The organism is Mycolicibacterium vinylchloridicum (assembly GCF_013404075.1).
GTDB classification, from domain to species: Bacteria; Actinomycetota; Actinomycetes; order Mycobacteriales; family Mycobacteriaceae; genus Mycobacterium; species Mycobacterium vinylchloridicum.
In genome coordinates this window covers 21,403-32,671 of the sequence record NZ_JACBJQ010000056.1, presented here as the reverse complement: position 1 = coordinate 32,671, position 11,269 = coordinate 21,403, and the positions used below count along the sequence as shown (strand labels likewise).

Below are 11,269 nucleotides of genomic sequence, written 5' to 3'. Positions count from 1 at the left end.
TCACCCGCTACCCGGCTTTCGCCGTCATCGCATCGGCGGCGCTGGTGCTCTCCGCGGTCTACGTGCTGTGGCTATATCAGCGGATGATGACCGGGGCCGTCACCGACGGCAACGAGAAGGTCCGGGACCTCGGCACACGCGAGATGCTCGTGGTGGCACCGTTGATCGCGCTGCTGATCGGCCTCGGGATCTATCCGAAGATCGCCCTCGACGTGATCAACCCGGCTGTTGGCCACACAATGACCGCCGTCCACGAAGCCGACCCGGCACCCCACGTCGCGGAGGGAACCCGTCCATGAACGCGCCCAGCATCGAATATGGCCAGCTCTCACCAATGTTGATCGTCCTCGGTACCGCGGTCACCGGGGTGCTGCTCGAAGCCTTCGCGCCCCGCCGACGCCGCTCCCAGCTACAGCTCTGCCTGAGCCTGATCGGGCTGACGGCGGCACTGCTCGCCGTCATCGCGTTGGCGGGCACCGCCGGATCCGCGGTCGCCGGCGCCGTCATCTCCGATGGCCCGGCGACGTTCCTTCAGGGCGTCGTGCTCATGGTCGGCCTGATATCGACAGCATTGGTCGCGCAACGCGATCCCCGCGGTGGCTCACTGTCGTTCACGCCGCAGGCGTCGACGGTGCCGGGCAGCGTCGCGGAGAAGACCGCACTTCAGGTCGACAACGTGCAGACCGAGGTGTTCCCGCTGACCATGTTCTCAGTCGCCGGCATGCTGATCTTCGTGGCCGCGGGTGACTTCCTGACGATGTTCATTGCGCTGGAAGTGTTCTCACTACCGCTGTACCTCATGTGCGGCCTGGCCCGCCGCAGGCGGCTGCTGTCCCAGGAAGCCGCGCTGAAATACTTCCTCCTCGGCGCATTCTCCTCGGCCTTCTTCCTCTACGGCATCGCCCTGCTCTACGGCTATGCCGGCACCATGAGCCTGACCGGCATCGCGCGGGCCATCGACGCCGGCACCGACGACACACTCGCTCTCGCCGGCGCGTCGCTGGTCGCCGTCGGCGTGCTGTTCAAAGTCGGTGCGGTGCCGTTCCACTCCTGGATCCCCGACGTCTATCAAGGCGCGCCAACCCCCATCACCGCCTTCATGGCCGCAGCCACCAAGGTCGCCGCGTTCGGCGCCATGCTGCGCATCTTCCACGTCGCGCTGACCGGCCTCAACCACGACTGGAGACCGGTCCTGTCGCTCGTCGCGATGATGACCATGGTGGCCGGCGCGGTACTGGCCGTCGGCCAGGAAGACCTCAAGCGGCTGCTCGGATACTCGGCCGTGGCACAGGCCGGCTTCATCCTCACCGGTGTCGTCGCCGCGAACGGCACCGGTCTGCCGGCGACCCTGTTCTACTTGGCAACCTATGCGTTGACCACGGTGGGCGCATTCGCCGTGATCGGCCTGGTGCGCAACCACTCCGGTGGTGAGGAGACCACGATCGTCAACTGGTCCGGGCTGGGGCGGCGGCATCCGCTGACCGCGATGGTGTTCTCGTTGTTCTTGCTCGCCTTCGCCGGCATCCCGCTCACCAGCGGATTCATCGGCAAGTTCGCGGTCTTCGCTGCGGCAGCACACGGCGGGCAGCTGCTGCTCGTCCTGGTCGGCGTGATCGCCAGTGCTGTCACAGCTTTCGTCTACGCGCGGGTGGTGGTGTTGATGTACGCCGGGGACACACCCGCACAGCCGGCGCGGGTGCACGCGTCGGATTGGCTGACCGGGACTGCCATCGCGACGGCGGCCGTGGTGACGGTGGCATTCGGATGCCTGCCCCAGCCGCTGCTGGACCTCGTGAATGCCGCCGGGGCATTCTTGGGCTGAGTCAGCCCACTGTCAGTTCGGCCTTGCGGCGTTCGAACAGTCTCAGGACCATCGGCGTGAAAATCAACTGCATCGCCAGATCCATCTTCCCGCCCGGGCAGACGATGGTGTTGGCCCGGGACATGAACGAATCGTGCAGCATCGAGAGCAGATACGGGAAGTCGATGCCGTGCGGGTCGCGGAAGCGGATGATCACCATCGATTCGTCGGCGGTCGGGATCGACCGGGCGATGAACGGATTGGACGTATCGACCATCGGAACACGCTGGAAGTTCACGTCGGTGTGGGAGAACTGGGAGCAGATGAAGTTCACGTAGTCGGGCATCCGGCGCAGGATGGTGTCGGTCACCGCTTCGGAGGTGTACCCGCGGGACACCTTGTCGCGGTGCAGCTTCTGAATCCACTCCAGGTTGATCACCGGGACCACGCCGATCTTGAGATCCGCGTAGCGGGTGACGTCGACGTCCTCGGTGACGATCGCGCCGTGCAGACCCTCATAGAACAACATGTCGGTGCCGTCGGGCAGCGTCTCCCACGGGGTGAAGGTGCCCGGCTCCTGATCGTAGGGGGCGGCCTCGGTAGCGTCGTGTAAGTACTTGCGCACCTTGCCCGTCCCGGTTTCACCGTAGGAGCAGAACAAGTCCTGCAGCTCGGTGAACAGATTGGACTCGGGCCCGAAATGGCTGAACGTGTGATCGCCGCGGGCGTGAGCGTCAGCGATCTGGAGCTTCATCTCGGCCCTGTCGAACCTGTGGAAGCTATCGCCCTCCACATAGGCCACGTTGATGCCCTCCCTGCGGAAGATCTGATCGAACGTGCGCATGACGGACGTCGTGCCCGCCCCCGACGAGCCAGTCACCGAGATGATCGGATGCAGACGAGACATCGGAGCTCCTTTCAGCTCGCCGAAGACCGGAAGAGGCCGCGAACGCCATATAGCGGCAAGCCATCTGGGCGATCGTTGCTGTCAGTGTGGTAGTCCTCGATCCGCCGGACCTCCTCGGCGGCGCCGAAGATCAACGGCACTCGCTGATGCAAGCTCGTCGGCTGAACCTCGAGCAGGCGACCGCGGCCGGTGCTCGACAGGCCACCCGCCTGTTCGACGAGGAAGGCGATCGGGTTGGCCTCGTAGAGCAGGCGAAGCCGGCCCGGCTTGGACGGATCTTTCGAATCCCGCGGATAGAGGAACACTCCGCCACGGGTGAGGATGCGATGAGTCTCGGCCACCAACGAGGCCACCCAGCGCATGTTGAAGTCTTTGGCGCGGGGCCCTGTCTGGCCGGCCTGGCACTCCTCGATATAGCGCTGCACCGCCGGCTCCCAGAATCGGCGGTTGGAGGCATTGATGGCGAATTCCTTCGTGTGCCCGGGGATCCGGATGGACTGCCGGCTCAGGAAGAACTCACCCAGAGCCGGGTCGAGGGTGAACGCGTGCACCCCCGTCCCGACCGTCAGAACCAGCATGGTGGACGGGCCGTAGATCGCGTAACCGGCGCACACCTGCTCGGTGCCCGGTTGCAGGAAGTCCTCCAACGTGGCGTCCACGCCCGGGTTGGGTGCACGCAGGATCGAAAAGATGCTGCCGACCGAGACATTCACGTCGATATTGGAAGAGCCGTCGAGCGGGTCGAAGATCAGCAGGTACTTGCCCCGCGGGTACTGGACGGGCAATGAATACGGGTCATCCAGCTCCTCGGAGACCATTCCGGCCACCTGTCCGCCCCATTCGCAGGCGCGCACGAAGTACTCGTTGGCCAGGACGTCCAGTTTCTGCTGCACTTCACCTTGGACGTTGACCACGTCAGCGGAGCCCAGCACGCCCCCGAGTTCGCCTTGCGCAACCCGGTTCGAGATCGCTTTGCAGGCCAGCGCGACATCGAGGATCAACGCGTTGAGCTCCCCACTGGCGTCGGGGTGATGGCGGCGCTCCTCGATCAGGAACCGCACCAGCGTGGTCTGGTTGGTGAGCATGACCTGCACTCCTCCTCGCGATCCGCGCGCATGACATAACCCACGACTTGTGGTCGGTTCGATGGTCCCGGTGGGGGAGCGGACTCCCATCCCCCGTGCGGGTGGCCCGGCGGGGGGATGGCGTATTGCCCAGCCATCGAAGGCGATTGCGGGCTTACGATCACGCTATGACCACACCCTTTACCGTGCTGGTGTACAGCGACAACCATGCGACCCGGCGCCGTGTGGTCACGGTCCTGGGGCGCCGCCCCGCCGCGGACCTTCCCGAGTTCGACTTCCTCGAGATCGCCACGCCCGCGATGGTGATGCAGCGCATGGACTCTGGTGAGGTCGACGTGGCGATTCTCGACGGAGAAGCCACTCCCGCGGGTGGGATGGGGATCGCCAAACAACTCAAGGACGAAATCGCCGGTTGTCCGCCGCTGATCGTGCTGACCGGGCGACCTACGGACGACTGGCTGGCGCGCTGGTCGCGCGCCGACGCCGCCGTGCCGCATCCGCTGGAACCCGCGGCGCTGACCGCCGCGGTGATCGGTGCGCTGCGGCGCTAGCGGCGTACCGAGTTCACCAGTTCGACCGTCGCCGTCGTAGCCGCGGCCAGTGCGGTGACCTCCTCCTCACTCAGCTGACCGCATATCCAATCCCAATGGGCGGCAACCCTATCGCCTGTCGCCGGCCGCGGCGCCAACGTCACGCCCCCGCGGCGCCAGCGCACCGTCTCGAATACCTCGGCGCCGAGGTACAGCCGGTCTCCGTCGAAGCGCAGCGGCCGGGAGAGCACGCCGACATGGTCGTCATCGACGGAGTCGACCGTGCCCCAGCGGATCCGGCAAGCCTGCAGAATCCGCAGCGGCGTGGTCGGATCGCCGGCGAGAAACCGTATCCAGGGATAGACGACCAACACGTGAAAGCTGTGGTGAGCCTGGCCGTTGCTGCCGACGCTGTCGAGCACGCCGGTGGGCTGGTTGGCGAACAGGGTGCGCAGCCTCGCCGTGAAAGCAGCGGGATCCACGGTGTCGAGCAGCGGTCCGCCCACCCAGTAGCTACGCACCACCTCGGTGTCGAGCGGATCGCCGATACCGGCCGCCGCCGCGATCTCCTCGAGGTACGCCCAGGCGCCGTCGAAACCCTGGGCATGTCCGGCGATGTCGGCACGTCCGTGGCCGGACAGCAGCACAGACGCGTCCGGCGGACCGCAATAGCCGAGCTCGTTGGGTGGGAATGCGAAGCGGGCGAACAACTCCCATCCCTGTGCGTCGACCGGCAGTCGCGCCGTCATGGTCCCTCGTCGAGCCCGCTGCCCATGAGTCGCAGCCCGGTCAGCGCCGCCTCGGCGCCCTGCGCGTCGGTCTTCTCGACCACGAAGCCCATGTGAATGATGACCCAGTCTCCAGGGGCGAATGTCTCCTCGGGCAGCATGCCGATGTTGACACGGCGCAACTCCCCGGCGACATCAGCCAGGATCAGCTGCCCCCCGTAGCCCTCCACCGGGCTGACCACCCGACCGGGTATGCCAAGACACATGGGCTCACACCTCCTGCGCGGTAGATCGTTCGCGCGCCAGCACAATCGCTGCGCGGACAGCGTCCAACGCCGCGGGAACCGCCGCGCGGACCGGCTCGCTCAACCCGATCCCGTCGGCAGTGTCAGCGACCTCACATCCGACGACGATGGTGGGGGGCGCCGTTCCGCCCAGGGCTCTCAGGCTGGCAAAGACCGTGCCGGGATCCATGCCGTGAGCATCCAGCGCGGCTGTCGAACCGAAGGATTCGTGATCGGCGGCGAACACGTGGAGGGATCCCGGTGAGCCGCGGTCGGGTAGGGCATCGACGAGTATCAGCGCCGACCAGGTGTCGAGCAGGTCGTACGCCAAGTGCATGCCACCGATGCCGTAGTCGGTGACCCGGACATCCGGCCCGGCACCATCGGTTGCGCAGAGCAGGCGGACCACTTCTGACCCGAACCCATCGTCGCCGAGGAAGATGTTCCCGATTCCGGCGACCAGAATGCGTGACGGCATCGAATCGCTACATGTGCCGGATCCGAAGGTAGCGCTGGACGTCGGGGATCGAACGAACCCCGATCACCGCGCCGGCCACCACCGCGGCCGCGACCACGCATGTGGCGATCCATCCTATGACTGCCATGTCGAACTCCTTTCCGGGTCGGACGGTTGCAGGTCGAGCGGCTCGACCTCGTCGGGAGCGAAGTAGAGGTAGCGTCCGTACCACTCGTGCAGGTCGGCGGCCGGGTCGTCGTCGACCACCACCCCGACATGGGTGTTGCCGTCGACGTCTTCGTGAACGGAGGTGACGCGGGCGGTCCTTCCCGCGACGAAGATGTCCTGGGCGTCGGCGCGGCGGCTGGGCCGGAGCCGGACTCGGCTGCCGCGGGCCACCGGCACACCACAGATCAGGACAGCGTCGACCTCGGGACGGACCTGCTGGTCCGCCAACGGATCCCACCAGTCGACGCCGTCGGGCACTTCGGGGACCAACCCGGCGGGGGTCGTCCCGGCGTGCGGGTCGCGCAGCACGCCGTGCAGCCGTTGCATCGCTTCGGGCGACATCGCATCACAGCGATCGATGATCGCGGCCGCCAGTGGGTCAGTGGCCCGTGCTTGCGCCTTCTCCTCGTCGGTCATGGTCATCACTCGCAGGGTCAGGATCTCGTCGATCTCGGTCGAGTCGTAGAGGGCGCCCTCGCTCTGCTCGGCCACCTGCGGATGGTCGTAGAGGATGATCGGCGAGATCAACAGCAGATCGTCCTCGCCCGGTGCGCCGGCGAGCACGGGAAAGCATCTGTTGTGCCGGCATCGTGCCACGGCCGCGCGTGCGCTCGGCGGCGGCTCGAGCAGCGAGACGAACTGCCCGCCAGCGCATTCAGCGATGACATGGGTGCCGATCATCGAGCCCGCGATCGCCTCGGCGGGACCGGCTGCCGGCGCAGTGGTGTTGCTGACCGAGAGACTCACGCGGTACAGACCGTCGTCGCCCACCACGTCGACGGTGACCACAGCAGACAGATCGCGTCGGGTTCGCACCAGCCGGCCCCCGTCGACATCCGTGACAGCGGTGCCACCGGGCACCGTCAACGGCAACGTCCAGGATCGATTCCCGTCGTCGAGTTCCAATGTGCCGACGTCGATCTCGCACTCGACGGCCTCATCCCAGCTCAGCCAGTGCCCGCCGGGTGTTACGAGTTCGTCGACGGGAACCCAGCTTCCGTCCTCGAAACGCTCGGCCTGGCGGTGCTGCAGTTGGAGGAACCGCACGACCAGCGTGAGCCTGCCGCCGTCCGCGATCAGGAACTGGCTGTCGAGCGATCGTTCTTCGCCGATTCCGGCTTCCGCGGCGCCGGGCGGCCCGAGAACGCCGAACTGCCAGCGGCACTGGTTCTTTCGCGACGATGCCCGGTAGGGGTAGAGCAGATACCCCTCGTAGAGCACCGCGTCGGCGACGGCGCGGGCCCGGTCCCAGCCGGTGCTCACGGCTTCTCCGAACCGGATCCGTTGGTGCACAACGTGGGCTGCCCGGATCCCGTCAGCAGCGCGCCGACGGCCTCGTCGACGCTGAGCAGGCCGCGCGCCGACTTGTACGAGCACAACCCGGCGATGGTGTCTTTCGACAGGCGAACCCAGCCGGCGTCAGGATAGTGCTGTGCCACGAGGGCATGCCACACCGCGACCGGCATGTCGAAGGAGTCCTCACATTCCCAGGAGACCTGCCGCACGCTCAGCGATCGCTGGCTGGCATCGAAAATCGTTCCGCTGAACAGGAATTGCAGCGGAATCATGCCGTCGCGCAGGGCGTGGAAGTACTTGGCCCCGGTGACCTCGACATCGTAGGTGCACGCCAGTGGCAGTGTCGCCTTGGTGCTGCCGACGAAGCCCGGCACCATCGCCGCCGTGTGCAGCCACAGGAAGCTGCGCTGGGTGGTGGCCCAGCGCTCGCGAGGGCCGAACAAGTCGAGGAGGCCGCCCGCCTCTTCGTCGGTATACGACCTGCGCAGCGGCTCGATACGGACCTGGCACCGAAGCGCGATAGCCTGGATCGGGGTGTCACCGGACGCGGTGATGCCGATCTCGGCAGCCAGGATCGGAGTCACCGCGTAACGTTCGGGCGTCACGTCGAGCACCTGGAACGTCACGTCGGCCGTCACGGCAGTTGCACCACGCTGCGCTCGGCGACCCGGGCGAAAAAGCCGTCGATGAACTCTCTGGCCTGTGTTCCGCCGTCGAATCCACGCCAGAGCAGGCGGAGTCCACCGACGAATTCGTAGCAGGCGTCGATGGGCACGAGGAAGCAGTCCGGAGGGTGTCCGGAATCGGGTGCCCGCACCAGTAGTGCTTCGACATCGTCGGCCAGCAGCGCCACCCGCGGATCGTCGCTCACCGCGGCCCAGGCCGCCATGTCCAGCTCGGATTCGCATGCCCCGGCAGGCCCCGGATAGAAGGCTACGGTGCGGCCCAGCCCGGAGTTGCGGAAGAAGAATGCGAAGCCGACGGGAATCTGCAGGGCCTCCCACTCCGTGCGGCCCAGCGCGAACTCCGGGAAAGACAGGTAGCGGTCGGGGACCGCGCGGTAGCGAAGTGTGGCCTCGGCATCGGTGAACAGCAGATAGCACCCCCGGCACACACACATCAGCTGGCGCGCAGTGACGTTCACGACATGCTGATGCTGATCGGCAATCGGGTCGGCGCACATTTCGCACCGTTCGTCGGCCGATTCCGACGGTGGCCGCGCGGTCCGGATCCTGGCCAGGACCTCTGTCGGTGACATCGTCATGCCGGGGCTCCGATCGGTTCGCTGGTGATCGCGAGTGACAGCACACCATCGCGGATCAGCACCGGTACGGGATCGAGATGTTCGGCGGTACCCGCGATTCCGATGCCGGCGTGGACCACGTCATAGCGCGCATGACAGCGTGGGCAGCGCAAGACGTCGCCGGACAAGGCGGCTCCGGCAAGCGACCCCGCACAGCCCGGGCAGTGATCGAGGTAGGCCAAGACATCCGCACCGGCCCGGCAGGCCAGCACGACAGTGCCGTCGACGGCGAAGCACGCCACCTCGCCCGGCGCCAGCTCGGCGAGCTCGGGCACTGGGTACCAGGTCACCGAAGGATGGGCTGATTCTTGGATCCGCGACATCAGTGCGTCGACCGGGATGACCGTAGCGGCTGCCTGATCGGCGGGGACGACCTCGATGGCGACGATCTCGGGCGCGGCGGCTCGAACCGCGTCCTGCACCGCGAGTTCGAGGGTGACCGTTGACGATGGGCAGCTCTTACAGCTTCCCGAAAATGCCAGTCGGACAACGCCGTCGGCGATATCCACCAGCCGAACATCGCCACCGTGCGAACCCAGGTAGGGACGGACGGTGTCCAGGGCGTGCGACACCCGCCGCACCACGTCGTGCGGGTGCAGGCCGTGGACCAGCAGCAGGCTGGCGATCAGATCGTCGGCGGCAAGCCGGTCGGTCGCCGCGCCGTCGAGAAGCCCGACGGCCCGGGTCAGCGCAGCCCCATACAGGTCGACCACTTCCCGCACCAGCTGTTCGGCACGGGCTGCGGCGACCGGACCGCCGACCGCGCTGGCGTCCAGCAGGTTCTGGATCCGCTCACCCGCCGATCGCCAGTGCGCGTCGTGGTCCACCCCTCACTCCCCGGTCAGTGACTGCGTCGGCGTGTGCAGTTTGTCCAGTGATTTCCCCTCACCCAGGTACATGTGCACACCACAGGGGAGACAGGGGTCGAAACTGCGCACCGTGCGCATGATGTCGATGCCCTTGAAGTTCTCCCGATCGTTCTCCTCGAAGATCGGCTGGCCCTGCACCGCGTCCTCGTACGGCCCGGGTGTGCCATAGCTGTCGCGCGGATTGGCGTTCCACGGCGTCGGGGGATAGGGGTGGTAGTTGGCGATCTTGCCGTCCCGAATCACCATATGGTGGCTCAGCACACCGCGGACCGCCTCGGTGAACCCACATCCGATGCCTTCGTTGGGGACGTCGAACTTCTCCCAGGTCTTCGTCCGGCCGGCCCGGATCTCGGCGAGAGCCATCTCCGCGAAATGGAGGGCGCACGCCGCGGCGTACGCCTGGAAGTAGGTGCGCGCCCGGTTCCGCTCGATGGTGTTGCTGCCGTGCACCGGAATCTTCCACTCGAACTCGACGGGACCCTTCAGCGCCGTCTTGGGAAGGTTGATCTGCACGCTGGTGCCGGTGGCCTTGACGTAGCCGACATCGACCAGTCCGGCCAGCGCGGTGGCCCACAGCCGGGCCAACGGACCGCCACCGGTATCGAGGGCCAGATGATCGGTGCCGTCGAACCAGCGGGGTGACATCACCCAGCTGTAGTTCTCGTCGAAGTCGCGCTTCTGTGGGCGCGGGTTCGTGTGCTGGTTCCACGGGTGCCGACGATCCACCGGGTTGCCCAGCGGGTCGGTCCTGACAAACATCTCCTGGTCGCTCCAGTCGTCATAGTACGAGTGGCCCAACAGGATTCGGATGCCGAGGTTGATGTCGACCAGTGACGTCGTGACGAGCTTGCCGTCCACCACCACCCCGGGGGTGACGAACATCGCCCGGCCCCAGTCCTCCATATCCCGGTAGGCGAAGTTGCACACCTCGGGATCTTGGAACGAGCCCCAGCAGCCCAACAGCGTCCGGCGCAGGCCAACCTTCTCGTAACCGGGCAGCGCCTCGTAGAAGAAGTCGAACAGGTCGTCGTGCATCGGCACGACCTTCTTCATGAACTCGACGTAGCGCATCAGCCGCGTCATGTAGTCGGTCATCAGCTGGATGGTGGCGGTCGTGCCGATCCCGCCGGGATACAGCGTCGACGGATGTACATGCCTGCCCTCCATGAGGCAGAACATCTCCCGGGTGTAGCGGCTGACCTGCAGAGCCTCCCGGTAGAACTCGCCGGTGAAGGGGTTCAGTGCCCGCATGATGTCGGCGATGGTGCGGTGGCCGTGCATGTCGGCGTGCGGGGCGGCGGTGTTCTCGGCCTTGGCGAGCACGCTCGGATTGGTCTCGGAGACCATCTTCTCGCAGTAGTCGACTCCTACCAGATTCTCCTGAAAGATGTTGTGGTCGAACATGTATTCCGCGGCCTCGCCGAGGTTGATCAGCCATTCGCCGAGGTGGGGTGGCTTGACCCCGTAGGCCATGTTCTGGCAATAGCAGGAGCAGGTGGCGTGATTGTCGCCGCAGATGCCGCAGATCCGGCTGGTGATGAAGTGGGCGTCGCGCGGATCCTTGCCTTTCATGAACAGCGAGTAGCCGCGGAAGATCGACGAGGTGCTATGGCACTCGACGACCTCGCGGTTCTCGAAGTCGATCTTGGTGTAGATACCGAGGCTGCCGACGATCCGGGTGATGGGGTCCCACGCCATCTCGACAAGGGAGCCGGGTTCGTTCTTGATCTGTGACGGTTCGGGAATGATCGTTGTCATCGAACAACTACCTTCGATCGGGG

The 11,269-nt window shown here is 66.2% G+C and carries 13 protein-coding genes and 1 pseudogene; 3 read left to right on the top strand and 11 right to left on the bottom strand.

Annotated features, from left to right (window positions below):
• Together HPC46_RS28625 and nuoN are read left to right on the top strand one after the other, a co-directional pair.
• Nucleotides 1-299, top strand: a pseudogene (locus HPC46_RS28625) (NADH-quinone oxidoreductase subunit M); the annotation flags it as partial.
• The gene (gene nuoN / locus HPC46_RS28620) at nucleotides 296-1,822 is read left to right on the top strand and encodes an NADH-quinone oxidoreductase subunit NuoN (RefSeq protein WP_179475526.1); all 1,527 of its coding nucleotides are present in this window, start codon (nucleotides 296-298) and stop codon (nucleotides 1,820-1,822) included. The pseudogene HPC46_RS28625 and the gene nuoN, both read left to right, overlap by 4 nt.
• 1 nt (nucleotide 1,823) lies before the next feature.
• Here nuoN and HPC46_RS28615 read toward each other — a convergent pair whose 3' ends face one another.
• Together HPC46_RS28615 and HPC46_RS28610 are read right to left on the bottom strand one after the other, a co-directional pair.
• On the bottom strand, nucleotides 1,824-2,708 hold the full coding sequence (locus HPC46_RS28615) for a phosphoribulokinase (RefSeq protein WP_179475525.1): 885 nt from the start codon (nucleotides 2,706-2,708) through the stop codon (nucleotides 1,824-1,826).
• 11 nt (nucleotides 2,709-2,719) lie between these two features.
• On the bottom strand, nucleotides 2,720-3,793 hold the full coding sequence (locus HPC46_RS28610) for a class 1 fructose-bisphosphatase (RefSeq protein WP_179475524.1): 1,074 nt from the start codon (nucleotides 3,791-3,793) through the stop codon (nucleotides 2,720-2,722).
• Nucleotides 3,794-3,960: 167 nt separating this feature from the next.
• On the opposite strand from HPC46_RS28610, the gene HPC46_RS28605 reads away from it, so the two are divergent.
• Nucleotides 3,961-4,344, top strand: a complete 384-nt coding sequence (locus HPC46_RS28605) for a DNA-binding transcriptional response regulator (RefSeq protein WP_179475523.1) — start codon at nucleotides 3,961-3,963, stop codon at nucleotides 4,342-4,344.
• Here the strand turns inward: HPC46_RS28605 and HPC46_RS28600 are convergent.
• The 9 genes from HPC46_RS28600 to HPC46_RS28565 are packed head-to-tail and all read right to left on the bottom strand — an operon-like array spanning nucleotide 4,341 to nucleotide 11,246.
• On the bottom strand, nucleotides 4,341-5,072 hold the full coding sequence (locus HPC46_RS28600) for a DUF6390 family protein (protein ID WP_179475522.1): 732 nt from the start codon (nucleotides 5,070-5,072) through the stop codon (nucleotides 4,341-4,343). The genes HPC46_RS28605 and HPC46_RS28600 overlap by 4 nt on opposite strands.
• Nucleotides 5,069-5,317: a HypC/HybG/HupF family hydrogenase formation chaperone gene (locus HPC46_RS28595; protein WP_179475521.1), complete on the bottom strand. Its 249-nt coding sequence runs from the start codon at nucleotides 5,315-5,317 to the stop codon at nucleotides 5,069-5,071. The genes HPC46_RS28600 and HPC46_RS28595 overlap by 4 nt, the downstream gene beginning before the upstream one ends.
• A 4-nt stretch (nucleotides 5,318-5,321) precedes the next feature.
• Nucleotides 5,322-5,813 carry a hydrogenase maturation protease gene (locus HPC46_RS28590; RefSeq protein WP_179475520.1) on the bottom strand — a complete coding sequence of 164 codons (492 nt, stop codon included), beginning with the start codon at nucleotides 5,811-5,813 and terminating at the stop codon, nucleotides 5,322-5,324.
• Nucleotides 5,814-5,820: 7 nt separating this feature from the next.
• A complete protein-coding gene (locus HPC46_RS35995; RefSeq protein WP_005141687.1) occupies nucleotides 5,821-5,940 on the bottom strand; it encodes a DUF6893 family small protein in 120 nt (39 codons plus the stop codon).
• Nucleotides 5,928-7,283 (bottom strand): hypothetical protein, encoded by a 1,356-nt coding sequence (locus HPC46_RS28585; RefSeq protein ID WP_179475519.1) that lies wholly within the window; start codon nucleotides 7,281-7,283, stop codon nucleotides 5,928-5,930. The genes HPC46_RS35995 and HPC46_RS28585 overlap by 13 nt, the downstream gene beginning before the upstream one ends.
• Nucleotides 7,280-7,954 carry a DUF6084 family protein gene (locus tag HPC46_RS28580; RefSeq protein WP_179475518.1) on the bottom strand — a complete coding sequence of 225 codons (675 nt, stop codon included), beginning with the start codon at nucleotides 7,952-7,954 and terminating at the stop codon, nucleotides 7,280-7,282. The genes HPC46_RS28585 and HPC46_RS28580 overlap by 4 nt, the downstream gene beginning before the upstream one ends.
• Nucleotides 7,951-8,580 (bottom strand): DUF5947 family protein, encoded by a 630-nt coding sequence (locus HPC46_RS28575; RefSeq protein ID WP_179475517.1) that lies wholly within the window; start codon nucleotides 8,578-8,580, stop codon nucleotides 7,951-7,953. The genes HPC46_RS28580 and HPC46_RS28575 overlap by 4 nt, the downstream gene beginning before the upstream one ends.
• Nucleotides 8,577-9,446 (bottom strand): NifU family protein, encoded by an 870-nt coding sequence (locus HPC46_RS28570; protein WP_179475516.1) that lies wholly within the window; start codon nucleotides 9,444-9,446, stop codon nucleotides 8,577-8,579. Before HPC46_RS28570 ends, HPC46_RS28575 begins: the two co-directional genes overlap by 4 nt.
• 3 nt (nucleotides 9,447-9,449) lie before the next feature.
• Nucleotides 9,450-11,246: a nickel-dependent hydrogenase large subunit gene (locus HPC46_RS28565; RefSeq protein WP_179475515.1), complete on the bottom strand. Its 1,797-nt coding sequence runs from the start codon at nucleotides 11,244-11,246 to the stop codon at nucleotides 9,450-9,452.
• Nucleotides 11,247-11,269: the final 23 nt, after the last annotated feature.

Coding starts and splice junctions, on each gene's coding strand:
- HPC46_RS28610 (WP_179475524.1), bottom strand. CDS start 3,793: ATGCTCACCAACCAGACCACGCTGGTGCGGTTCCTGATCGAGGAGCGC.
- HPC46_RS35995 (WP_005141687.1), bottom strand. CDS start 5,940: ATGGCAGTCATAGGATGGATCGCCACATGCGTGGTCGCGGCCGCGGTG.
- HPC46_RS28600 (WP_179475522.1), bottom strand. CDS start 5,072: ATGACGGCGCGACTGCCGGTCGACGCACAGGGATGGGAGTTGTTCGCC.
- HPC46_RS28615 (WP_179475525.1), bottom strand. CDS start 2,708: ATGTCTCGTCTGCATCCGATCATCTCGGTGACTGGCTCGTCGGGGGCG.
- HPC46_RS28575 (WP_179475517.1), bottom strand. CDS start 8,580: ATGACGATGTCACCGACAGAGGTCCTGGCCAGGATCCGGACCGCGCGG.
- HPC46_RS28590 (WP_179475520.1), bottom strand. CDS start 5,813: ATGCCGTCACGCATTCTGGTCGCCGGAATCGGGAACATCTTCCTCGGC.
- nuoN (WP_179475526.1), top strand. CDS start 296: ATGAACGCGCCCAGCATCGAATATGGCCAGCTCTCACCAATGTTGATC.
- HPC46_RS28595 (WP_179475521.1), bottom strand. CDS start 5,317: ATGTGTCTTGGCATACCCGGTCGGGTGGTCAGCCCGGTGGAGGGCTAC.
- HPC46_RS28605 (WP_179475523.1), top strand. CDS start 3,961: ATGACCACACCCTTTACCGTGCTGGTGTACAGCGACAACCATGCGACC.
- HPC46_RS28565 (WP_179475515.1), bottom strand. CDS start 11,246: ATGACAACGATCATTCCCGAACCGTCACAGATCAAGAACGAACCCGGC.